Raw genomic sequence first — 23611 nt, forward strand, 5'->3', positions numbered from 1 at the left:
TTACTCTTGTCGCATGTCGGATGTCATGCGAATCCAGCCGTTCTCGACCCAGCTCCGCCGCATCCTGCTCGAGTACGAGCACGCCGCCTCGATCTTCGGAATCCCGCGCCAGCTCTTTCACACGCCTCGGCCCAACGCACCGTACGCCGTGCGGCAGTTGTTCGGAAAGTACCTGGCCACCCCGGTCGGGCCGTCCGCGGGACCGCACACCCAGCTCAGTCAGAACATCATCTCGGCGTGGCTCTGCGGCGGACGGTTCATCGAGCTCAAGACGGTGCAGGTCATGGATGAACTCGTCATCCCGCGCCCCTGCATCGACATGACCGACGAAGGCTACAACGTCGAGTGGTCCCAGGAATTGAAGCTGGAGCAGTCGGCCCACGAGTACATCGTCGCGTGGGCCATCCTGCACATCCTGCCGCGCGTGCTCGGATGGACCGACGCGGCACGGCACGGCTCCCCACTGCCTGGCGCCATCTTCGACATGAGCGTGGGCTACAACCTGGACGGCGTCCGGAACCCCCGCATGAGCACCTTCATGGATGTCATGGCGGATGCGTCCGACGAGCTCGCTCGGATCGCCGAGTCCCTCCGCCGCGACTTCCCTCAGTTTGCAGGCATCGAGTTCCCGGCTCAGATCGTCAACAGCGTCACCCTCTCGACGATGCACGGGTGCCCCCCCGAGGAGATCGAACGCATCGCCCGCTACCTGATCGAGGAGCGCGGCCTGCACACGGTGGTCAAGCTGAACCCAACGCTCCTCGGCAAGGAGCGCGTACTCGACATCCTCCATCGTCGACTGGGGTTCACAGATATCGACATCCCGGACTCGGTCTTCGACCACGATCTGAAGTACGACCGGGCGGTCGATCTGATCAGGTCGCTCCAGAGCGCCGCTGCCGCCAGGGGCCTGACGTTCGGCGTCAAGTTGAGCAACACGCTCGCGATGCGCAACCACGCCGGCCGGCTGCCGGGCGCCGAGATGTACATGTCGGGGCGGGCGCTCTACCCGGTCACGATGAACCTGTACGACGGGCTGTTGCACGAGTTCGACGGCCGACTGCACGTCTCGTATTCCGCCGGCGCCGACGCGTTGAACGTCGCGACCATCCTCGCCTGCGGCGCGATGCCCGTCACGGGCTGTTCCGATCTGCTGAAGCCTGGCGGATTCGGCCGCATGACGCAGTGGCTGGAGAACCTCGAGGCCTCGATGCGCGACCGGGGTGCGACCAGCCTCGACGTCCTCTCCGCGGACAGGCTGGCGAACGTGCGCCAGGCTGCGTCGGACGCCCTGGACGATCCTCGCTACCGCAAGGACGCCGTTCCGCACGGCCTGCCCAAGGTACAGTCCGGTCTCGGCCTCTGGGACTGCGTGGTCGCGCCATGCGTCGAGGCCTGTGCGGTGGAACAGGATGTGCCCGAGTACGCCTGGCTCATCGCGCAAGGCGAGTACGACCGCGCCCTGGAGGTGATCCTCGCCCGCAACCCCCTGCCCGGGATCACCGGCCACGTGTGCACCAGGCTGTGCCAGACGAGGTGTACGCGCAACGACTACGAGGAGAGCGTGGCGATCCGGGCGCTCAAGCGCATCGCGGAGGAGCGCGGGCGCGCCGGATACGTGTCGAAGCAGCGCTCCCCCACCGGACGCACGGTCGCCATCATCGGCAGCGGGCCATCCGGCCTCGCGGCTGCCGCGTTCCTCGCGGTGAACGGCGTACACGCGACGATATTCGAGGCCAGGGATGTGCCGGGCGGCATGATGCGCATGGTGCCGCCGTTCCGTTTGCCGTGGGAAATCGTCCAGCGCGACATCGACCGCATCACGGCGCTCGGCGTCGACCTCGTGCTCGACACGCGCATCACCGTCCCGCCGGAGGAATTGCTCCGGCAAGGCTTCGACGCCGTGTACCTTGCGAGCGGCTTCCAGCGCGACGCGCCGCTGCGCATCGCCGGCGCCGATGGACCCGGGGTGGTACCGGCGTTGCACCTGCTCGACCGATCCCGTCGCGGTGAGCACCTGGACCTCGGCGCGAGAGCGGTGGTCGTGGGCGGCGGCGACACGGCGATGGACGCGGTCCGAACGTCGCAGCGGCTCACGGGCCATCCCGTCACGATTCTCTACCGCCGCACCCGGCACGAGATGCCGGCCTCCGAGGAGGAGTTGGACGGCGCGCTGGAAGAAGGCAACATCCTCGAAGAACTCGTCGCCCCGATCGAGGTCCTGCGTGGGTCGGACGGCCGGGTCACCGGCCTCAGGTGCGTCCGCAACCGGCTGGGCGAACCGGGACCGGACAAACGCCGGTCGCCGGTTGCGATCCCGGATTCGGAGTTCATCGTCACGTGCGACTCGGTGGTTGTTGCCGTGGGACAGAAGCCCGAGCTCACGTTCCTCGACGCCAGCCGCGTGGTTCGGCACGGCGGTGGCGGCGTACTCGTGGACGCGACAACCCGCTGTGCGGGGCCGGAAGGCGTCTACGCCGGCGGCGACGTCGTGATCGAACCGCGGAGCATCATCGCGGCGTGCGACGACGGCCGGAGGGCTGCCGAGGCCATCTGCGAGCGCCTGGGCGTCCCCTTCGCCCAGCCATCTTCGACGCCCGCCGCGCTCTCCCAGGCGGACATCGCCGCACTCAAGGCGGCGCGGGCGCGGAAGGTCGCGCAGGTGAAGCCGACGATGGTGCCGGTCGCGGAACGCGCCGGCTTCACGCTGATCGAACCGACCTTCACCGAGGAGGAGGCGCGCCGCGAGGCGCTGCGCTGCGTGCAGTGCACGACGTTCTGCGACAAGTGCGTCGAGGTCTGTCCGAACAGGGCCAATGACACCTTCGTGATGGCGCCCGTCAGCTACAGGCTGCCGGTGTTCGCCATGGAGGGCGGCCTCGTGTGCGTCGTCGGGACGGAGGGGTTCGAGATCGCGCAGGGCCGGCAGATCGTGCACGTGGACGACTTCTGCAACGAGTGCGACAACTGCCAGACCTTCTGCGTCCACCACGGCCGGCCGTACGCCGACAAGCCACGGCTCTTCCTCGACGCCGACCTGTTCGCCGCCGAAGGGAGCAACGCATTTCACATCGAAGGCGACGCCATTCAACGGCGGGAGCACGGCGAGCAGTCGGCGCTCACCGTGCTGAGCGAGGCGATGATCTTCGAGGACGCCGTCCTGCGCGTGACGCTGACCCACGACTGGCACGTGCGCGAGGCGGTGGCGAAGACCCCGTTTGTCGGCCGACGATCGCTGAAACCCGCCGCGGAGATGGCGGTTCTCTACCACGGAGTCAGGAACACGCTGCCGTTCCTGACACGCGGATCGAAGACGGACGCCCGGACGTGACGCCGGTCAACGGCGGGTGATCGTGCCTTCCCAGGTCGACACCTTCTCGCCCTTCAGGTCCTCCGCGCCGAACCAGTAACTGGTGACCGCCTTGGTCTCGGTGAAGAAGGCGACACCGTCTCGTCCCATCACGTGCAGGTCGCCGAAGAAGCTCGCCTTGTGCCCGGCGAACGGGAAGGCCGAGATGGGCACCGGGATCCCGACGTTGACGCCCACCATGCCGGCATCGACGCGCCGGGCGAACTCGCGCGCGAAGTAACCGCTCGTTGTGAAGATGGAGGCGCCGTTGGCGAATTCGCTGTCGTTGATCGTCCGGACGCCCTCCTCGAAGTCCGCCACGCGTTTGATGGCGAGCACGGGGCCGAAGATCTCGTCGATGCCGACGCGCATGGACGGTGCGACATGGTCGAAGACCGTAGGCCCGACGAAGAACCCGCCTTCGTATCCGGGAACCGTCAGTCCGCGGCCGTCGAGCACGAGCCGCGCCCCTTCCCGAACCCCCTTGTCGATCCAGGCGAGGACCGCCGACCGGTGCTCGGCGCTGATGAGCGGGCCAAGCTCCGTCTCGTGAGCCCACGCGGGGCCGGCCTTCCGTGCGCGCGCCAGTTCGACGATCTCGGCCACCAGGTCGTCAGCCACGGCGTGTTCGACGGCGACCACCGGCAGCGCCATGCAACGCTCGCCCGCGCAGCCGAAGGCCGAGTTGATCACGCGCTGAGCCGTCGCGCGGATGGGCGCGTCGCCCAGGACGAGCGCATGGTTCTTGGCCTCCGTCAGGCACTGGACGCGCTTGCCGTGCGCAGCCGCGGTGGCATAGACGTGCCGGCCGATGCTCGTGGACCCGACGAACGTGACGCCCCGGACCGCGGGGTGCTTCAGCAGCAGTTCGGCCTCGGAGCGGGAGCAGGTCACCAGGTTGAACACGCCGGGCGGCAGGCCCGCGTCGGCCAGGATCTCCGCCATGCGCATCGACGTCTGAGGCACGAGGCTGGCCGCCTTGAGAACGAACGTGTTGCCGGTCGTGATCGCGAGCGGCGTCATCCATCCCATGGGAATCATCGCCGGGAAGTTCCACGGCGCGATCCCGACGAATACGCCGAGCGGCTCGCGGTAGCTCACCGTATCGTAGCCGTCGGCCACGTTCATCAGGCTGTCGCCCTGCACGAGTGTGGCCGTGCCGCACGCCAGCTCCACGACCTCGATGGCCTTCAGCACGTCACCGCGCGCCTCGGCGTACGTCTTCCCCATCTCCGTGGCGAGGAGGGTGGCCAGTTCGTCGAGACGATCGTCCAGCAACTCCCTGAATCGAAACATCACCTGCACGCGCCGGGTGACGGGGGTGTCGCGCCACGCTGGAAACGCCGCGGCCGCGGCGGCCACCGCGCCCTCGACCTCCGCGGCGGTGCATCGAGGCGTCTCGCACATGACCGCGCCGGTGCTCGGGTTGAACACCGGCATGCACCCGCCCTGGCTCTTACGCCACGTGCCGCCGACGAAGTATTTCAGTGTCTCGGCCATCGTCTGCCTCTCTCCGGGAGCCGATTCGCGGTCCGCGACCGCGCGATGATAGTATGCGGCCGGCGCGACCGACCGCGTCATCCATCCGAGGACCGTCCATGACCAGCGACGACCTGATTGCGTTGACCAAGCGGCATACGCTCTTCGAGTGGTCCGCCCAGGCCCACGTGGATCCGATTGCGGTCGCCCGTGCGCGGGGCATCTACTTCTGGACCCCCGAGGGGAAGCGGTACATCGACTTCAACAGCCAGTTGATGTGCGTCAACGCCGGCCACGGGGACCCGCGCATCATCGACGCCATTCGGAGCCAGGTCGAGACGCTGGCCTACGCGAACCCATTCATGGCGACCGAGCCCCGCGCCCGGCTCGGCAGGAAGCTCGCGGAGATCGCGCCGGGCGACATTGACACGTTCTTCTTCACCAACGGCGGCGCGGAGGCAAACGAGAACGCCGTCAAGCTGGCGCGGTTCTACACGGGCCGCCAGAAGATCCTCGCGCGGTACCGGTCCTACCACGGAGCCACGGCCGGCGCCATCACGCTCACCGGCGATCCGCGGCGCTGGGCGGCCGAGCCGGGCATGGCGGGGGTCGTCCACGTGCCGGATCCCTACCACGGCATCCAGCGCGGCTGGGATTCGGCCGACCAGGCGCTCGCCACGCTGCAGGAGATCATCGAGCTCGAAGGGCCGCATACCATCGCCGCCTTCATCCTCGAGACGGTCACCGGCACCAATGGCCTGCTGATCCCGCCGGACGGGTATCTGGAGGGCGTCCGCGATCTCTGCACGCGGCACGGCATCCTGCTCATCGCGGACGAGGTGATGTCCGGATTCGGGCGCACGGGCGAGTGGTTCGCGGTCGATCATTGGCACGTCGTGCCCGATCTCCTCACCATGGCCAAGGGGCTGACGAGCGCCGCGGTGCCGCTCGGCGCCGTCGGGATGCGCCGCGCGATCGCCGAGCACTTCCAGGACAAGGTGTTCTACGGCGGCCTGACCTACAACAGCCATCCGCTCGGCTGCGCCGCCGCGCTCGCGGCGATCCGCGTCTACGAGGAGGACCACCTGATCGAGAACGCCAGGCGCCTGGGCATCGTCATGCGGGCGATGCTCGAGGAGTTGCAGGCCAGGCATCCGTCGGTCGGCGCGACCCGGTCGATCGGGTTGTTCGGGATCGTCGAACTCGTGCGCAACCGCGCCACGCGCGAACCCATGGCCCCCTTCAACGGCAGCGCGCCCGAGATGGCCGCGCTCGGCCGCTTCTTCCGGGAAGAGGGGCTCTACACGCTCGTGCGCTGGAACACCTTCTTCACGAACCCGCCGCTCTGCATCACCGAACGCGAACTCCGCGAGGCGTTCGACATCATCGATCGAGGGCTAGCGATCACGGACCGCGCCGTCCTCTGACGGGGGCCACGGCCGACATCCCGTGGTCAGAACGTCGGCGGCGTGTTGATCCACAGCAGCACCGCTTCCTCCTTCGAGGCGTTGAGCCAGCGGTGTGCCAGCGTGCTCTCGAACCAGCAGCCATCGCCGGGCCGGAGCACGTAGTACTCGACCTCGTCGAGCCAGAGTTCGAGCGTGCCGCTCAGCATGTAGATGAACTCCTCGCCCGGGTGCGCATAGGCGCCGTCGCTGCCGCCGCCCGGCGCCACGCGAAAGAGCATCGACTCCAGCAACTTCGTGCCGGTGGACAGCAGTTCCATGCGCACGCCGCCCTTGGTCTGCAGGATGCGACGGTGGTGCGGTCGCACGAGGCGGCTGGCCTGGCGCGGAAGGTGGAACAACTCGAGCAGCGTCGTGTTGTAGGCGGTCGCCAGCCGGGTCAGCGTGGTGACCGACGCGTTCGCCTGGGTACGTTCGACGGCGCTCAGGAAGCCGGCCGACACGTGGGCTCGGCGAGCCGCCTCGCCAACGCTCAGGCCGAAGCGTTGCCGCAGTCGGCGCAGGGTCGGACCGATCGTCGGGGTCTCCTGCGGCGCGTCGGCTGGTGCAGATGGCCCGCCCATCGCCTCCTTGATCGCCGGCACGTTGAGATGCCTGACGTCCCTGAGATGCTTGATCTGCTTCAGCGTCTTCATCAACTCCGGGCTGTAGAGACGGTTGCGCCCGTTGCGCCGGGCGGGCGCAATCAGGCCGTTCCTCTCCCACAACCGCAGCGTCGATGCGCTGACGCCGACCAGCCGGGCCGCCTGGCTCACGCTGAGAAACCCGAATCGCGCCGGCCCCGCCTGGCCCGGCCGCGTCGTTCGTCGCGGCGTGCCCGCCCGCGCGCTCTGCCCTCCCCGAGACATACCCACTCTCCTGCACCGTCAGATCGGTCCGCCGCACTTTCCATCTTGCATCCGTGCGCTAGTCATTCTCACACAGGCTCGCCCATTCGGCCAAGCGTTGTCCACTTCACAGCTTGTTTCGGCGATCCAGCGCGTTCGAGGGTCTGTTCTCTAGATTTGTATTTGTGTGATAGTCATGCATCTGTCCTGTGGTAGTATGCGCCGGTCAGCGGGCGTACTCGACAGACGGGTCCCTTCACGTGTGGTCGATCAGCAAGAGGGCCGAGTCGGATCGGCCGCCTCAGGGCGCGATAGCGACGTACCGGCGCGGTTCCATCCTCGGGCCGCGGCGTGACGGTCGTCATTCATAGAGGGAGGGCTTCGGCATGAGAAGGTTCGTTCTTCTTGGACTCATGATCGCCGTTGTCTGGATGGTCGGTCGGCCCGTCAATGCCCAGCAGACCACGGGGACCATCACCGGGAGGGTTGTGGACGAGCAGAAGTCCACCGTGCCCGGCGCGACGGTCACCGCCCGGAGCGTCACCACCGGCTTCATGCGGGTGTCGACCTCTGACGCCAGCGGGATGTACCGACTCGCCGCCCTGCCGGTGGGCACCTACGACCTCACGGTCGAACTGTCCGGCTTCGCCACGATCGACCGCAAGGGCCTCGTCGTCAACGTCTCGCAGACCGTCACGCTCGAGTTCGAGCTGAGGGTCGCGAAGATGACCGAGACGGTCACCGTGACCGGCGAGACGCCGCTCATCGAGACCACCTCGTCATCGGTCGGCGGTGTGGTGGACGTGAACAAGATCGAGAACCTGCCGCTCAACGGCCGGCAGTTCGCCAACCTCGCGATGACGGTCGCCGGTGTCGGCATGGGGTTCCACTCCGATCCGACCAAGAGCACCCAGTACTCGCCGCAGGTGGCCGGCGGCAACGGCCGGAACGTCAACTACCAGATCGATGGCGGCGACAACAACGACGACACGGTCGGCGGCCTGCTGCAGCAGTTCCCCCTGGAGGCCATCCAGGAATTCAACATGATCACGCAGCGCTACAAGGCCGAGTACGGTCGCAGCAACGGCGGCGTGATGAACATCGTCACCAAGGGCGGAACGAACCATTACCAGGGCAGTTGGTTCACGATGCTCCGCGACAAGTCGATGAACGCGCAGACCGAGACCGAGCGGTTGACCGAAACCGACAAGCCCGACTACCGCCGCTACCAGTTCGGCGGATCGTTCGGCGGCCCGGTCGTCCAGAACAAGGCCCACTTCTTCGCCGCCTTCGAACGCACGCAGCAGGATACGAACCAGGCCGTCGACACCGGTGGTCTCTTCCCGTCGATGAACGGCGTCTACGGGACTCCCTACCGGGAGAACCTCTTCACCGCCAAGGCGACGGCCAATGTGACGGCGAACCAGTTCCTCTCGGTCCGCTACGGCCGCAACGACAACTCGCAGCCGTACGGCGCCGGCCCGCAGCTTCCACCGAGCAACTGGGGCGACAGCAAGAACAGCTTCAACTCGGTCAACCTGAACTACAACTGGGTGCTGGGTGGGTCGAAGCTGAACGAGTTCATCTTCCAGGTGGCCAACTTCAAGAACAACGTGACGGCCAACAGCACCGACCCGCAGCAGTGCTTCCCGAATGGAGTCTGCATCGGCGCCAACGGCAACACCCCGCAGACGACCGAGCAGATCAAGTGGCAGTTCCGCGACGACTTCTCCTGGCACAAGATGGGCGGGATGGGGCTCGGCCACGACTTCAAGATGGGGCTGAATGTCATCTACGAGCCGCGGCTGTACATCACGTTCAACTCCGGCATCAGCGCGTACTCCTACACGCACCTGACCAACGACGTGAACGGGCCCATCTCGAGCGTGTCACGATCGGGAGGCGACTCGTCGGCGGACATCCCCAACAAGCAGATCGGCCTCTACTTCCAGGATGACTGGCGGATCAACGACCGGTTCACGGTCAACCTCGGCCTGCGCTACGACGTGGTCCTCGGCTGGGCCATCGACCAGTCGAAAGCGCACGACTTCCAGGTGCTGCAGGCGGCTGGACGGTCGGGACGCCTGAACGGCATGAGCCTGTTCGAGGACTTCGGCAAGAGTTCCCAGGAGGACTACAAGGACTTCCAGCCAAGGGTAGGGTTCGCCTGGGACGTCAAGGGCAACGGCCGCGATGTCGTGCGGGCCGGCTGGGGCATGTACTACGACTTCTCCTATTCGAACGCGAGCCTGATGTTCGCCGCGATCGACGCGCGCGGGGTGTTCGGCGGCACGGTCTTCTCGGTCAGCCAGCCGGACGGAATTCTCAAGGCGAATGGGACGAACTTCACGGTCAACGACCCGATCTCGACAATCGCCAGCCAGAACGAAATCGACGCGACCGTGATGCCGGCCAACGGCCACATCATGTCACCCCGGTTCAAGCAGCCGTACACGCACCAGGTATCGGCCGGCTGGTCCCACGCCCTCTCGTCCACGACAGTACTCGACATCGACTACGTGGGCGTGTTCGGCCGTCACCTCGGATGGCGGCCTCGGTTGAACACGAGGGTGAATGGCGGCGCGCGCCGGCTCTCGGACCTCGACTTCTCCTACCCGAACTTCGCCATCGACATCAGCGCCGGGAAGAGCACCTACCACGGCCTGACGATGGGCATTCGCCGTCGCATGGACAAGCACGTCCAAGTGAACGCCTGGTACTCCCTGTCGACCGCGCAGGGCACCGGCGGCAACGGGACGGACGAATTGACTGTCAGCAACATCCAGGACGCGTCCCAGCCGCTGGCCGCGAGGCAGTACGGGCCGTCGGGACGGACGGATGCGCGCCATAAGATTACGGTGAGCGCCGTCATCGAGGCGCCGGGCGGGATCAACATCTCGCCGATCTTCCGTTATCGGTCCGCGCTTCCGGTGAACATCGTCACCGGATTCGACAACAACCGGGACGGAGCCCGCAACGACATCGCCAGCGAGGCGTTCGCCTTCAACGGCCTGGACGCCAGCGGCAACCCGATCGTCGAGAGCCTGGGATCGTGCGCGACGATCAACTGCGGGCGCGGCGCGTCCATGTCGGTGTTCAACCTGCGCGTGAGCAAGGTGTTCAAGCTGCCGCGCAACATCCACTTCGAGGCGATTGGCGAGGTATTCAACCTCTTCAACGCCAAGAACCCGTCGGACTTCGTCGGGCAGCGGTTCATCGGAACGCTGGCCAACCCGACGCCGAACCCCGACTTCATGCGACCGCTGTCGTTCGCGGGTGACTTCCAGATGCCCGAGCAGCGTGTCGGCCAGATCGGGTTCCGACTGACGTTCTAGACCTCGCAGCCGGTGCAAGAAACAGGGCGCGCGGGACTCCTCCCCCGTGCGCCTCGCTGCTCACCAAGAGGAACAGTTGTCGGCCGCGCTGCGCACGCTGGCCGCAGGCTCGCCAGGACCCGCACCAGCGCGCGCGGCGGCCAACGAGCGGGCGCTCGTCCGGAACCACACGAAGCGAAGCGCCCCACCGGGAGTGGGGTCGAAGGCCACTTCCGGTGGGGTTTCTCAGCCAACCGCGTTGGTTGCGGGCGGAACTCGGGCTAGAATTATCAGTTCGTGGAAAAAGCCCGCGCGGTTCTTCGTTCGTGGATCTGGGTCGGCGCCGTCCTCGGGCTCGCGGCCTGTGACTCGTCGCCTGTCGCTCCGCCGCCCCCCGGGCTGGGGATCAGTTGTCCGGCCGCGGCGAGCGGCGTCTCACATCTGAACGCGCCGGCAATCGTGAGCTGGGACGCGCCGTCGACCACCGGTGGCACAGCGCCGGTTACCGTGTCGTGCACTCCCGCACCCGGGACGGCCTTCAACCTGGGATCGACCACGGTGACCTGTCTCGCGTCGGACGCCCGGCTTCAGGCCGCATCCTGCAGCTTTCCCGTCACCGTCACCCGCGCACCGCAACTCGGCGCCACCCGGTTCATGGCCTTTGGCGACAGCATCACGGAAGGCAAGTCACAGGATCCGCCGCCGTTCGGCCTGCTCTCGATCTACAACCCGGCGTCATATCCGTACAAGCTGAACAACCTCCTCAAGCTCCGCTTTCCGGACCAGGACGTGACGGTCATGAATGAAGGGTTGGCAGGCGAGTTCGTGGCCGACGGCTACAATCGACTGGCGTCCTCGTTGGCGCCCGCCAATCCGGACGCCGTGTTGCTGCTCGATGGGGCGAACGATCTGCTGAACTTCCCAAGCAGCACGACAACTCAATACATCGCGGGCAAGCTGCGCGACATGGTGCGGCTCGTTCAATCGAGAAGCGCGGGCCGGACGCCGGTGCTGCTGGCCACGTTCCCGCCCCAGCGGCAGGGCACGTACAAAGATCGGAGCGCCGGCCTCCCGTACGTCCCCGAACTGAACCAGCGCATCGCGGATGTCGCCCGGACGGAGAAGAACGCCTACCTCGTGGACCTCTACGCGGGATTCCCGACCGACACGAGCCGGCTCATCAGCGTGGACGGCCTCCACCCGACACCGGAAGGCTATACGCTGATGGCCCAGATCTTCTACCAGGCCGTGCTCGATCACTTCGAAACCAAGCTGGCCGCGCGGCACGCGCTACCGATTCGTGGAATGATCGCGGGGCCCGAACGCCGGTACCCGCGGTAGCGTGCGCTGCTACTTGGGCTGCGGGGCAGGCGGCGTCGCGTCGGGCCCGACTTCGCCCTCGACCCAGGCCGCGATCCGCTCGCGGCTCCACCGGTGATCGTCGTTCAGGTGGATCAGGAGGCTGTCGAGCAGCAACTGCTTCTTGCACCCGGCCTCCGGGCAACGGCGCACGCTGTCGTCCAGGCAACTGAAGAATTTGTAAATCCCCTTGGGGCGGATTCCCGTCGCGTCGGCAGGCAGACGGTAGATGCCTTCGTAGGCGGAGCCGAACGCATCCGAGCGGTCGCGCCCCTCGAAGTACGCCCCGAACAGTTGCTCGTGCCGCTTCCGCGCCCCGGCCCGGATGGCCGCGGCCAGTTCGGCTTCATCATCCCGTACATGCCTGGTCATAGAGGTCTCCCGGCTTGGCTGATGAGAGAGGCGTGCCAAATGGATCGGCTTCGAACATGGCCCGTTTCTGCCTCGAACGGCCGCTGGCGGCCGTCTCGGGCCACGCGGCAATCCCGCTTGCGGACAATCATCGTTCGGGAACGAGCAGCCCCTGTCTCCCGGCGCCCGTTACTGGCCGACGTCCTCCGGGTTTGCCAGCACGGCGCCCTTGCTCGCGCTGGTGACCAGCCGGCAGTAGCGCCCCAGCCAGCCCGTGTTGATCTTCGACGCGGGCTTGCGCCACGTGACCCTGCGCCTCGCGAGTTCCTCCTGGGCCACCTGCAGCGTGATCGTGCGTGACGGGATATCGATGGTGATCCGGTCGCCATTTCTCACGAGCGCGATCGGTCCCCCTTCTGCCGCCTCCGGCGAAATGTGTCCCACGCAGGTGCCTGCGGTCCCGCCCGAGAAGCGACCGTCGGTGATGAGCGCGACGCTGGTCCCAAGCCCTTGCCCTTTTATCATCGACGTCGGCGACAGCATCTCCGGCATGCCCGGTCCGCCCTTCGGCCCCTCGTAGCGGATCACGACCACGTGGCCGGGGCGCACCCGGCGCTCGGCGAGCGCCGCCAAACACTCATCCTGCGAGTCGAAGACCATCGCCTCGCCCTCGAAGACGACGCACGACGGATCCACGCCCGCGCTCTTGATGACGCCGCCTTCCGGCGCGAGGTTGCCGAACAGTACCGCCAGCCCCCCATCGGCCGTGAAGGGATTCTCGATCCGCCGAATGATCCGTTCGTCGCCGATGACGGCGCCCCGGACGTTCTCGCCGAGGGTGCGACCGGTGACCGTCTGGCAGTTGGCGTGAACCAGGCCTGGAATCCGCGCGACCTCGCCGAGGATCGCGGAGATCCCGCCGGCGCGGTCCACGTCCTCCATGTGCACGTCGGGCTTGGACGGCGACACCTTGCAGAGACACGGGGTCCGGGCGGACAGATCGTTGAGGAGCGCCAGCGGGAAGTCCACGCCGGCTTCGCGCGCGACGGCCAGGCCGTGCAGCACGGTGTTGGTGGATCCGCCCATCGCCATGTCGAGGACGAACCCGTTCGTCAGCGATTCGCGGGTGACGATGACGCGCGGTGTGACATTACGCGCCAACAGGTCCATGACGCGGCGGCCGGCTTCCCGCGCCAGGTCGCGGCGCCGCGGATCGACCGCGAGGATCGTCCCGTTCCCGGGCAGCGCAAGGCCGATCGCCTCGAGCAGGCAGTTCATCGAGTTCGCGGTGAACATGCCGGCGCACGACCCGCACGTGGGACACGCCTGCGCCTCGAGTTCGGCGAGTTCCGCCTCGGTCATCTGCCCGGTCTGCACGCGGCCCACGCCCTCGAACACCGTGATGAGGTCGCCCGTCGATCCGTCGGGCAAACGGCCGGCGCGCATCGGCCCGCCAGTCACGAAGATCGTCGGGATGTCCAGCCGCACCGAGGCCATCATCATGCCGGGCGTGATCTTGTCGCAGTTGCTGATGCACACGAGCGCGTCGAAGCCATGCGCCATGCACATCGTTTCGACCGCGTCGGCAATCAGCTCGCGGCTGGGCAACGAGTACCGCATGCCCAGATGCCCCATGGCAATGCCGTCGTCCACGGCGATGGTGTTGAACTCGAGCGGCGTGCCGCCGGCCGCTCGCACGGAGTCCTTCACGACGGCGGCGAACTCCCGCAGGTGCACGTGGCCGGGCACGATGTCGGTGTAGGAGTTGGCGATGCCGATGAACGGCTTCCGGATATCGTCGTCGGACAGGCCGCACGCCCGCATGAGGCTCCGGTGCCCTGCCCGTTCGATGCCCTTCTTCACGATGTCTGAACGCATCTCCGATCCCCTGTCACCACTCGCCCCGGGCAGGTCCCGGGCAGATTGCCCGGCCCCGACGCTCCCGCGGCGTGCTGCCGGTTCCCGGCGCCGGACACCGGCGGAGGTTCGAGAATACCGCGGATCGATAGTAAACTGGCAGGGCCCTGCGGGGCGTCGTTCGCCACACGGACACGAATGCTGCATATTGACGTTCCCACGCTGTTCCTTCTGTCGGCGGCCATCGACGTGATGGTCAGTGCGTCGCTGGCCTACGTGTACTTCACCGAGACAACCTATCCGGGCTTCCGTGACTGGATGGTGGGGACGGCGTGCGGGACCGTCGGCTTCGCGCTCGTCGCGGCGCGGGGTCACGTGCCGCTGTTGATGTCGACGTTTCTCGCCTCGGTGACGATCGTGGCGGGCGTGGACCGGCTGCTACGCGGCATCCAACGCTTCACTGGCCTCGACGGACGGCCCTCGAAGGATGAACTCGCCCTCTATGCGGTGAGCGTTGCGGCGTTCGCCTACTACTCCTTGATCGAGTCCAGAACCGACATGCGAATCGTGATCCTGAGTGCCTGTATCGCCTACGTCAGCGCGAAGGCCGCCCGTGATGCCGCCGTCCGTCTTCGCGGACCGTACTCGATGGATGGCCGGTTTCTCGGCCTCCTGTTCCTGGTCATCGCCATGGCAAATGCTGCGCGCGGGGGGGTGGCACTCTGGGTACGCGACGCGACGACGGCGGATCTCGCGCGCCGGGGCACGCTCGAGACCGTTCCGCTCGTGGTCTCCGCCGGCCTCGTCATCTGTTTCACGGGGGTGTTCCTCGGGCTCAACGGGAAGCGCCTTCGGCTCGAGTTGGAGGAAGCGCACGCCCAGGTGCAACAACTCGAGGGCATCATTCCAATCTGCATGTACTGCAAGAAGATCAGGGACGATCAGAATTCCTGGCTCAGATTGGAGCGCTACCTGGCGGAGCACTCACAGGCTGAGTTCAGCCACGGCATCTGCCCGGAGTGCGCGGAGAGAGTACAGCAGCACCTCGGTTAGCCAGCGGGCATCCTTCGTGCTTCGCCTCGCAATTGCGACCCCGATCGGCTGTCAGAGGACGCGGCCGGTTGTGCTCGCTCAGGACTCGGTCCTTCGGCCTCCGGCTGCGTCGGCCACTCATCCAAGGTACGGAATCGTCATCGGGCCCTCTGGCAGGACGGCGACGGGACAGTCCCGGCCGACGCGCGCGATCTCGTCGGCGAGGCGGCGGCCGACGTCCTCCACCGGCTCGAGGTGGGCTCGACGCACCTCGTCGGGATTGAGGTCGCTGTGGAGCCCGACGCGAGCCTTCAGCAGGATCAGGGCGAGCAACTGCGCCTCCCACTGGTCGTAGAGCGAGAACCCCGGCGCCATGATCGTGTCGAGGACGGCTCGAGGACTCTGGTGTCCCGTCATCAGCGCGCGGAAGTTCCCGTGCGCCGGGAAGCCGTCGTGACAGCGCGAGGCGGTGAGGATGAACCCGCCCGTCTCGACAATCTGCGCGGCCGCCGACATGCCCTTGACGGTCTGGTACAGGTTCAGGTCGAGCGGGTACCCGCTGTTGGTCGTCACCACGATCGGAAACGGGTGCGGGCACCGGACCATCGCCGTCGCCCGGGCGAATTCGCATCCGCGGCGGTGGGCGTCCAGCACGTCACCGCAGAAGAACCCGGTGATCTCCCGGCGCCGGTTGAGCGTGACGTTGATGCAGAAGTCCACGGGCAGCAGCGAGCCGTTGGCGCGAATTTGCTCCTGGGTCGGGTTGTCCTCCAGACGACCCCAGGTGCTGCGCGGGTCGCCGATTACCGATGCGCGATGGTAGTGCATGATCGCGTCGATGTCGGCGAGGGCCGGGAACACCCCCTTGTAGCCACCCGAGAAGCCGGCCATGAAGTGCGGTTCGATGAACCCGAGCACGATGCGCCGGTCCGCCTCGACCCACTCGCGGTTCAAGTTGACAGGGCGCCCATCCGCAGTCCGGCCGGCGAGACGAAGCCCCGACGGATCGTGCGCCGAGTGGTTGACGACCCGCACGCGGCTCAGAACCTCCGCCCCCACCATCGCACGCAGTTCCTCCTCCGTGTTGATCCGGTGCGATCCGGTGCCGTTGACGATGACCCAGTTGCGATCGGGGACGTGCGACAACTCGTCGAGCAGCCAGCCGAGCAGGCGGTCGGACGGCAGGGGGCGCGTGAGGTCGGGAATGGCGACCGCCAGGCGCTCGGTGGATCGAACGGTGTCACGAAGGGGCGGCCGACCGATCGGACGGCGGACGCCATCGCGAAACGCCGCAGCTTCGTCGCAAAGACCGTGGACGAAGGTCGGCTCGATCGACGAGACGCGGGCGCTCGGGACGTCGACGGTGAGATCTCCAGCACCGTACCGAAGGTGGACCAGCATCGGCGACAGGATATCGCACCGGGATGCGGCCACCAAGAGCGCCGATGACGGCCGCGAAGGACAGCGACGGAGCCAGCGAGACACAGCGACTGGAGGGCGAGGCGCAGTGATCCATCGGGGCGTGACAACCGATCGGAAGCCTCGGCGCCGACGAGCGTATACTGGTCCTGATGCGGTGATGCTGCGGAAGCGCCCACCAGCCTCATCAGCGGCCAAGAAGGGAGGCGGACCATGTCCAAGTCCTACGGTCAGTTGATTCCGAGCGTCGAGCGTCGGCTCTCCACCTGGGTGTCGCTGAGCGAGAAGTACGCCGGGAGCGTGCCCCTCGGCAGTCGGCCTACTGTCACGATCTCACGCCGGTTCGGCTGTGAGGGGTACCCGCTCAGCGAGCAGATCAAGACTCTGCTCGAAGCACGCACCGGCGAGACCTGGATCATCTACGACAAGGCACTGCTCGAGCTCGTCAGCCAGGACGAGAACCTCTCGGTCCAGCTGCTGAGAGATCTCGGTGGCCCGTCGCGGTCCCTCGACACGATCGGGTTCCTCGTGCCGGGCTATCGACCGCAGGACGAAGTGTTCAGGCACATCCCGAAACACATCGTCCGAATCGCCGAGGCGGGCAATGCGATCATCGTCGGACAGGGCGGTGCCATCATCACCCAGCAACTGGAGAACTGCTATCACTTCCGGCTGGACGCCAGCTTCGAGTTCCGCGTGGCGTCGATGAGCCGGCGGTTGGAGATCTCCGAGGACGAGGCGCGGAAGCTGGTGCGGAAGAACCAGGAGGCTCGCGACCGGTTCCTCGAAGACTGCCTGCACGTCTCCGTATCGGACGTCTCGCTGTACGACGCGGTGTTCAACAACGCAAGGCACACCGTGACCGAGATCGCGCAGAGTATTGCTGCCTACGTCCTCGAAGGGTGGCGGAGCGCCGCCCACCTCAGGCAGACGATCCCGTTCTGACGGTCACTTGCGGGCGACAGCCGTCCTGGTTGCCCACGGGATCCGACCCATGTTCCAGGTCGCACCCGCGTAAACCGCCGTCCCACCGAAGCCGGTCATGTTGAAGATCACGCCGGCGTCCAGCACGAGGCTTCGTTGCAGCGTCACGGTCGGGCCGGTGAGAAGCGCCACCACCGGCGCCGACCCGGCCGGGCCGCTCGTCCCGGGATAGCCGAAGAGCTCGGCGGTCCAGGCGACCGGACCTTTCACGGGGAAGGCCGACGAGATCGTCCAGAGGGTGGCATCGATTGGAACATGAGAGCCGTCCCCGCTGCGGCGCGTGTAGGCGACGTTCAGGTCGAGGCCGATGGGACCGAGCGACCGGCTCGAAATCACGGTGATGGTCAGGTCGGTCGTGCCAGTCCCGGTTCCTCGTTCGACCGAGCCGGTCGGCAGCTTGATCGTCGGCTGTATTGCGAAGTCCTCCAAGACCGGCAGGTCCTCGCCGATTTGCCATTTGACGCCGACGACCGTGTCGGCAAAGCCCGACTCCGTGTGCCCGTCGGGGCCCACGCGGACCCAACCGGGCGAGATATCGAGCTGCACGCGCTTCCCCAGGCCGATCTTGACCAGCGCCGGCACGCCGAGCTGTGACGACCCGGGCTCCGGGCGTTGCCACTGAAAGCCCGCCTCGAGCTCCACGATGCCGGCCGCGACGGCGTAGGCGTGCGTCGCGACGGTGGGGCGCTCGGGCTTCGCCTCACGCGGATCTGGCGGGGGCTCGGTCTGCGCCGAGGCAGAGACGGCGGTCCAGGCGATCACCAGGATCACTGCGGCAGCCGTGACGGCGGACGAGCGTGCAGTGCGAAGCCGCGGTCCAGAATTCATGCGCGATCCCCGATGGGTGGCAGGGCTGCGGTCCATCCTACACTGAGGGTGCCATGATGCACATCCGCAGGGTGCAGAGCGGCGGCTCCGGCGCCCCCGGGCTTCCGGTGGCTTCGCGGGCCAAGTCGGCGTATCGTGTCGGCAAAGGAGCCTTCATGCGACGCATCCCGATCGTTCTGGCCATCCTCCTCGTCGCCTTCGCCACGCCCACGCCGGCTCAGGAGACCAACAGGTTCAGGTCGCGTGTCGGCACCGGCACCGTGTCGGGCACCGAGGAATTCACCATCGTCAGGACCGCGGCGGGATACGACGTGTCTGCGACGATCGCGATGAAGCGAGGGGCCGCCGGCACCGCATTCACGCTACGTGAGTCGCTCACCCCGGACTGGACGCCCGAGAAATATGCCGTCGAGATGTCGGGGGCGATGGGTGCCGCGTCGGTGAGCGCGGATCGGAAGGGCGAGATACTCGCGCTCGCGGTCAAGACCCCTGCGGGAGCGCCGGCCAAGGACCTTCCGATCAAGCCGCAGCTCGTCCTGATGGACAACATGTTGGCCACCCCCTATCAAATCCTGCTCAACCTGACAGGCGGGAAACCGGGGCCAGTGGCCGTGATCGTGCCGTTCCAACTCATGCCCCTCGATGGCGCGCTGCAGGCGGCTGGCACCGTGCAGGGCACGCTGGACGGCAAACCGATCAGCGCCACCAAGTTGCTGTTCGCGATGGCGGGCGTGCAGATGGAGATCCTCTTCGACGCGGCCACCAGCCGCCTGCTGCGCGTCTACGTGCCGATGCAGGATGCGGAGATCGTCCGCGAGGGCTTCACGATCGCCGGTGCCGCCACACCGGAGGCCGCACCGCCTGCCGGCGTGACCGAGCGCGAGATCTCGTTCGCGAGCGGCGACGGCCAGATCTTCCCCACGCTGCTGTGCGTGCCCAGGGTTCCAAAGCCCGCGCCCATGGTCGTCTTCATCCAGGGCTCCGGGCCGCAGGACCGCGATGAAACGATCGGTCCGAACAAGCCGTTCCGCGATCTCGCCTGGGGTCTAGCCGAACGCGGCGTCGCAAGTCTCCGCTTCGACAAGCGCACCCACGCCTTCCCGAACACCTACAAGGGGACGCTCGACTCCGAGTCGATCGACGATGCCGTGGCGGCCGTGAAGTTCGCGCAGACCCTCGCCGAGGTCGACAAGGACAGAATCTTCGTGCTCGGCCACAGCCTCGGCGGACTGGCCGCGCCGTATGTCGCCGAGCGGGCCCCGGTGCGCGGCCTCATCCTGATGGCGGCGCCCGGCCGCAACATGGAACAGGTCATCCGTGAACAGGTCCTCACCCTCAACGCGGTGCTGCCCGCCGAGAAGCAGAAGGAGGCGCTTAAGTTGCAGGACTCGATCATGGCCAAAGCCCGCGCTGGGACGGCGACTGCCGAGGAGCTGAACGGCCTGCCTCCCGGGGCGGTGCGCGACATGATCGTACGCGAGCCGATCGCGGAGTTGCAGAAAACGAAGGTGCCGATCCTCGTGCTCAAGGGCGGCAAGGACGCGCAGGTGTTCCAGGCGGACTTCGACGCCCTGCAGTCGCTCGCCGCCTCACGCCCGGGCTCTGCGGCGAAGCTCTTCCCCAATCTCACGCACATCTTCACGGTGAACGACGGCCCGCCCGACTTCCGGGCGATCTTCCAGCCAGGCCACGTGGCTGTCGAAGTGATCGAGATGATTGCGGGTTGGGTCGTGAAGATGTAGAGGGAGCACACCATGCGCTGGACACCAGGTCAGCAGAGCGAGGACATCGAGGACAGGCGGGATGACGACGGCGGGGGCCGCGGCGGGGGCGGACTGAGCGGCACGCACCTCGGGTGCGGCGGTGTGCTCCTGCTGCTCGTCCTCAGCCTTCTCTTCAAGACGAATCTGTTCACGCTGCTCGACCAGGGACCCGCCACGCCTTCTCCGTCGGTGCCTGTCGCCGGGCCCTCAGCCCGATCGCACGCTCCTGAAGAAGATCGCCGCGCCCAGTTCGTCTCGTTCGTGCTCGACGATGTGCAGGCAACCTGGGACCGGTTGTTGCCGACGGCGACGGGGGTTCCCTACGTGCACGCGAAGCTGGTGTTGTTCCGCGAGACCACCCGCTCGGGCTGCGGCCTCGCCGAGTCGGCGTCGGGGCCCTTCTACTGCCCGTCGGACCGGAAGGTCTACATCGACCTGGCGTTCTACGACGAACTGCGAAGCCGTTTCGGAGCGGACGGCGAGTTCGCGCAGGCGTATGTCATCGCCCACGAGCTCGGCCACCACGTGCAGAACCTGCTCGGCATCGACGACAAGGTGCGTCAACTGCAGGAATCGCGGCCGCGTCAGGCCAACGCCTATTCCGTCAGGCTGGAGTTGCAGGCCGACTGCCTGGCTGGCGTCTGGGGGCACGCGACCGCCCAGCGCAACCTGCTGCAGGAGGGTGACGCCGAGTCGGCCATCGACGCTGCCGCGGCCATCGGAGACGACCGGATTCAGCGCATGACCTCCGGCCGCGTGTTCCCCGAATCGTTCACCCACGGTTCATCGCAGCAGCGCGTCCAGTGGTTCAAGCAGGGTTTCGCCGCCGGCGTCCCGAAGGCTTGCGACACGTTCGGCGCACGATAGGTCATCGTCTCGCCGGCACCAGCGCCAGCCGCGCGGCAGCGTTGGCCTCGACGGCGGCGCGCGAGTAGGGCATCGGGTGGTACTGCTCGGCCGCCCAGATCGGGAGCAGGTTCCCGTAGAACCGGCTGCCAGGTTGCGCCGACGCGCCGGGCACGTTGATCGTCATCGACCGATCCCAGTCGGCCAGGTCGATCACCTCCCGGAACGACGCGCCGTGCGTCTGGTGGGAACCCGTGCCCGTGGCGAACGGCGCGTTGGCATCGCCACCTCGCGGCACGTCGGGCAGGTTGAAGACGTCCCGCCGGGCGGCCGTCCCGGCCAGCGGATGCTCCCAGTACGCGCGGTGAATTCGGCCCCACGCCCACGTGGACGGGTTGGATCCCATCGCGCGCGTCGCGTCCTGCCAGGCCTGATCGAGCGCGTCGCCGAGCAGCGCGTCCTGTACCGCGGGATCGGTGCGAGCGCCGGCAACCATCCGGAGCAGCCGGTCGGTTGGCAGCGAGGCTCCGACGTACGGTCGGTCTGCGGCGGGCACGAGCGCCAGCAGCCTGCCAGACAGCCTCGGGGCCCACAACTCGAACAGGGCCGCGGCGGCCGAGTCCTTGCCGAGCACGTGGTCCCACGCAGTCAACATCGCGACCGCGCGGGTCCGCTCCGGCGTGGAGGTGGTGTCCACGCCGCCGCGCGCGGCCTTCGCGGTCCGCAGCCCGTCGCACACGGCGCGCGCCACGAGCGACGTCGCGTCGTGCTGCAGCCGCTCCGAGTCAGCCACGGTCAACTTCCGCCCGTCCGTCCGGGCCCGTGAGATGACCTCGGTAATCCGATTGAACCGGAACGGCGAGCCCCATTCGTATCCCAGCACCTTGGTGTAGCCGGGCGGAAGGATGTTGTGGTTGGCGGTGGCGATGTAGCCGGACACAGGGTTGTAGGCCTGTGGAAGGTCATCGATCCCGAGGAACCCCGCCCACTCGAACTGGCCCGCGTCACCAGGCACCGGCAGCAGGCCGTTCCAGTTTGGGCGAATGGGCGCGAGGCCTGCCGCAATCCACCCGATGTTGCCGTCCACGTCGGCGTACATGAGATTCTCGGACGGCACCTTCCATCCGGCCACCACGCCGCGGAACTCGGTCCAGTTTCGAGCACGGTCGAGCGCGATCGACCGGAGGTAGCCTGCCGTACCAGGCTCGGTGCCGACCCACCGAAGCACGTACGCGCGCTGATGGTCGGTGTCGAGGTACAGCACCGGACCGTGCTTCGTGAATCGCAGATCCACATCCTTGGGATCGCCGCCCCGCACGGCGATGCGCGTTCGCTCGACCACCATCGGCTCGGACACGCCCTTGTAGACGTAGTGATCGGGACGTGAGGGATCCAGGCGCTCGACGTAGACATCCTGCTGATCGATGCCGACGATCGTGAAGCCGAACGCGATCCGGTCGTTGTGGCCGGCGGCGATGCCGGGCAGCGCGGGCTCGCCCGCTCCGATGACGTTCCATCCCGGGCCTACGAGGTGCACCGTGTAGCGCAGCGACGGCAACGCGATGACGCGGTGCGGATCGTTGGCGAGGATCGGCTTGCCCGTATCCGTGAGGCTGCCGGCGATCACCCAGTTGTTCGATCCGATCCGCCACGCCTCGTCTTGCCAGGTCTCGCCGACGTCTGGACCCGTGGTCTGTCCGGCCTCCGCCCACACATCCTGCGCGTGGAGCGCCGCCGGCCCGATCCAGCCGAAGGCGGGCGGCGGATCGGCGAGGCCACGTAGCGGCCCGGGAAAGCGGATGGTCTCGCTCGCGTCGCTCGCCAGGTCGAGCACGTCGGAGGGGATCGCGGAGAGGTCGACGCCCTCCGGCACGGTGATGGACGTCGGGGGCGTGACCGGCATGAACTCGCTGACGCGCGCGGCGCCTGCCGTTGTCGTCAGCCGAGCGCGCTGGATCTCGCTGCGCACATTGCGCGCCATCAGGTAGCCCGCCATGCGGCTGATCACGACGTCTGGCGTCCAAGGCTTCGGCCTCGCATCGAGCAACCGGAACTCGATCGGCAGCTTGTCCGGATGCCCGTTGACATACGAGATCTGCGCGTTGACGCCGTCGACGAACGCCTCGACGATACCCTTCGCGCCGGGTCCGTAGCTGGCCCACTCCGCATCGAGGTCGCCCCGGTACCTCAGCAGGCGCGCGAACGTGTCCCGCCGCACTGCGCTTGGCCCCACGACCTCTGCGAGGGTGCCGTCGGCACTCCGGCGCCAGAGGTCGAGCTGCCACAAGCGATCCTGCGCGGCTACGTATCCCTGCGCGAAGAACAGGTCGTGCTCGGTCCGAGCATAGATGTGCGGCACGCCCCACGTGTCGCGAATGACATCGACGGGCTGCTCGAGACCGGCCACGGTCATCGTGCCGTCGATCTGGGCAAGCGCCGCACGGCTCTGTCCGGCAAGCGCGGCGGCGTCCTCAGGTGTTGCCTGCCAGCCGACGAAGGCGGCGGACGCGGCGAGGACGATGGACCACGCGCTCGTTCGGAGCAGCCGCCGATGCGACGCCGTCCCGAGGACCAGTCTGCCGATGCGCTCTTGAATCATGAGTGTCGCGGCCTCCCCGTTGTGTGGGGCCATTGTTGCTGACAGCGGAACGCTGACCTGTGCCGATCGTGTCGGGACGGAGTCCGACCCGACAAGGGTCAGATTCAGCGCGCCGCAGACACCGGACCTGCTCGAGTG

Annotated in this window: 15 protein-coding genes; 8 read left to right on the forward strand and 7 right to left on the reverse strand. The window is 67.3% G+C overall.

What is annotated here, in order from left to right; all coding sequences use genetic code 11:
• The first annotated feature begins 25 nt into the window (after positions 1-25).
• Complete coding sequence (gene ygfK, locus VGK32_19350; GenBank protein ID HEY3383925.1) at positions 26-3331, forward strand: putative selenate reductase subunit YgfK; 3306 nt, start codon at positions 26-28, stop codon at positions 3329-3331.
• Between the two features lie 6 nt (positions 3332-3337).
• Here the strand turns inward: ygfK and VGK32_19355 are convergent, their stop codons facing one another.
• Positions 3338-4849, reverse strand: a complete 1512-nt coding sequence (locus VGK32_19355; GenBank protein HEY3383926.1) for a CoA-acylating methylmalonate-semialdehyde dehydrogenase — start codon at positions 4847-4849, stop codon at positions 3338-3340.
• A gap of 98 nt (positions 4850-4947) precedes the next feature.
• Between VGK32_19355 and VGK32_19360 the strand changes: the two genes are divergently transcribed.
• Positions 4948-6255, forward strand: coding sequence for an aminotransferase class III-fold pyridoxal phosphate-dependent enzyme (locus tag VGK32_19360; GenBank protein ID HEY3383927.1), 1308 nt, complete (start codon positions 4948-4950; stop codon positions 6253-6255).
• Between the two features lie 26 nt (positions 6256-6281).
• On the opposite strand, the gene VGK32_19365 is transcribed toward VGK32_19360, so the two are convergent.
• Positions 6282-7142, reverse strand: coding sequence for a MerR family transcriptional regulator (locus VGK32_19365; GenBank protein HEY3383928.1), 861 nt, complete (start codon positions 7140-7142; stop codon positions 6282-6284).
• A 365-nt stretch (positions 7143-7507) separates the two neighbouring features.
• Here VGK32_19365 and VGK32_19370 point away from each other — a divergent pair, with 365 nt between their 5' ends.
• Together VGK32_19370 and VGK32_19375 are read left to right on the forward strand one after the other, a co-directional pair.
• Positions 7508-10456: a TonB-dependent receptor gene (locus VGK32_19370; protein HEY3383929.1), complete on the forward strand. Its 2949-nt coding sequence runs from the start codon at positions 7508-7510 to the stop codon at positions 10454-10456.
• A 276-nt stretch (positions 10457-10732) separates the two neighbouring features.
• Complete coding sequence (locus tag VGK32_19375) at positions 10733-11776, forward strand: GDSL-type esterase/lipase family protein (protein HEY3383930.1); 1044 nt, start codon at positions 10733-10735, stop codon at positions 11774-11776.
• A gap of 9 nt (positions 11777-11785) precedes the next feature.
• Here the strand turns inward: VGK32_19375 and VGK32_19380 are convergent, their stop codons facing one another.
• Together VGK32_19380 and ilvD are read right to left on the reverse strand one after the other, a co-directional pair.
• Complete coding sequence (locus VGK32_19380; protein ID HEY3383931.1) at positions 11786-12166, reverse strand: hypothetical protein; 381 nt, start codon at positions 12164-12166, stop codon at positions 11786-11788.
• Between the two features lie 168 nt (positions 12167-12334).
• Complete coding sequence (gene ilvD / locus VGK32_19385; GenBank protein HEY3383932.1) at positions 12335-14023, reverse strand: dihydroxy-acid dehydratase; 1689 nt, start codon at positions 14021-14023, stop codon at positions 12335-12337.
• A gap of 177 nt (positions 14024-14200) precedes the next feature.
• Here ilvD and VGK32_19390 point away from each other — a divergent pair, with 177 nt between their 5' ends.
• Positions 14201-15055 (forward strand): hypothetical protein, encoded by an 855-nt coding sequence (locus VGK32_19390; protein ID HEY3383933.1) that lies wholly within the window; start codon positions 14201-14203, stop codon positions 15053-15055.
• 117 nt (positions 15056-15172) lie between these two features.
• Here the strand turns inward: VGK32_19390 and larA are convergent, their stop codons facing one another.
• Positions 15173-16435 carry a nickel-dependent lactate racemase gene (larA, locus tag VGK32_19395; protein HEY3383934.1) on the reverse strand — a complete coding sequence of 421 codons (1263 nt, stop codon included), beginning with the start codon at positions 16433-16435 and terminating at the stop codon, positions 15173-15175.
• A 231-nt stretch (positions 16436-16666) separates the two neighbouring features.
• Between larA and VGK32_19400 the strand changes: the two genes are divergently transcribed.
• Positions 16667-17398, forward strand: a complete 732-nt coding sequence (locus VGK32_19400) for a cytidylate kinase-like family protein (GenBank protein HEY3383935.1) — start codon at positions 16667-16669, stop codon at positions 17396-17398.
• Between the two features lie 3 nt (positions 17399-17401).
• Here the strand turns inward: VGK32_19400 and VGK32_19405 are convergent, their stop codons facing one another.
• On the reverse strand, positions 17402-18265 hold the full coding sequence (locus VGK32_19405; GenBank protein ID HEY3383936.1) for a transporter: 864 nt from the start codon (positions 18263-18265) through the stop codon (positions 17402-17404).
• A gap of 155 nt (positions 18266-18420) precedes the next feature.
• On the opposite strand from VGK32_19405, the gene VGK32_19410 reads away from it, so the two are divergent.
• Both VGK32_19410 and VGK32_19415 read left to right on the forward strand, forming a co-directional pair.
• Entirely contained in the window at positions 18421-20007 is a 1587-nt protein-coding gene (locus tag VGK32_19410) for an alpha/beta fold hydrolase (GenBank protein HEY3383937.1), read from the forward strand.
• 12 nt (positions 20008-20019) lie between these two features.
• On the forward strand, positions 20020-20895 hold the full coding sequence (locus tag VGK32_19415) for a neutral zinc metallopeptidase (protein ID HEY3383938.1): 876 nt from the start codon (positions 20020-20022) through the stop codon (positions 20893-20895).
• A gap of 1 nt (position 20896) precedes the next feature.
• Here the strand turns inward: VGK32_19415 and VGK32_19420 are convergent, their stop codons facing one another.
• Positions 20897-23473 (reverse strand): penicillin acylase family protein, encoded by a 2577-nt coding sequence (locus VGK32_19420; GenBank protein HEY3383939.1) that lies wholly within the window; start codon positions 23471-23473, stop codon positions 20897-20899.
• Positions 23474-23611 lie beyond the last annotated feature (138 nt).

The organism is Vicinamibacterales bacterium, assembly GCA_036504215.1.
Taxonomy (GTDB): Bacteria; Acidobacteriota; Vicinamibacteria; order Vicinamibacterales; family Fen-181; genus FEN-299.

Excerpts from the sequence above, each read along its gene's own strand:
- VGK32_19405 (HEY3383936.1), bottom strand. The coding sequence starts at position 18,265 with ATGAATTCTGGACCGCGGCTTCGCACTGCACGCTCGTCCGCCGTCACG.
- VGK32_19420 (HEY3383939.1), bottom strand. The coding sequence starts at position 23,473 with ATGATTCAAGAGCGCATCGGCAGACTGGTCCTCGGGACGGCGTCGCAT.
- VGK32_19415 (HEY3383938.1), top strand. The coding sequence starts at position 20,020 with ATGCGCTGGACACCAGGTCAGCAGAGCGAGGACATCGAGGACAGGCGG.
- VGK32_19400 (HEY3383935.1), top strand. The coding sequence starts at position 16,667 with ATGTCCAAGTCCTACGGTCAGTTGATTCCGAGCGTCGAGCGTCGGCTC.
- VGK32_19360 (HEY3383927.1), top strand. The coding sequence starts at position 4,948 with ATGACCAGCGACGACCTGATTGCGTTGACCAAGCGGCATACGCTCTTC.
- VGK32_19380 (HEY3383931.1), bottom strand. The coding sequence starts at position 12,166 with ATGACCAGGCATGTACGGGATGATGAAGCCGAACTGGCCGCGGCCATC.
- VGK32_19365 (HEY3383928.1), bottom strand. The coding sequence starts at position 7,142 with ATGTCTCGGGGAGGGCAGAGCGCGCGGGCGGGCACGCCGCGACGAACG.
- VGK32_19410 (HEY3383937.1), top strand. The coding sequence starts at position 18,421 with ATGCGACGCATCCCGATCGTTCTGGCCATCCTCCTCGTCGCCTTCGCC.
- VGK32_19370 (HEY3383929.1), top strand. The coding sequence starts at position 7,508 with ATGAGAAGGTTCGTTCTTCTTGGACTCATGATCGCCGTTGTCTGGATG.
- larA (HEY3383934.1), bottom strand. The coding sequence starts at position 16,435 with ATGCTGGTCCACCTTCGGTACGGTGCTGGAGATCTCACCGTCGACGTC.
- ilvD (HEY3383932.1), bottom strand. The coding sequence starts at position 14,023 with ATGCGTTCAGACATCGTGAAGAAGGGCATCGAACGGGCAGGGCACCGG.
- ygfK (HEY3383925.1), top strand. The coding sequence starts at position 26 with ATGCGAATCCAGCCGTTCTCGACCCAGCTCCGCCGCATCCTGCTCGAG.
- VGK32_19355 (HEY3383926.1), bottom strand. The coding sequence starts at position 4,849 with ATGGCCGAGACACTGAAATACTTCGTCGGCGGCACGTGGCGTAAGAGC.
- VGK32_19390 (HEY3383933.1), top strand. The coding sequence starts at position 14,201 with ATGCTGCATATTGACGTTCCCACGCTGTTCCTTCTGTCGGCGGCCATC.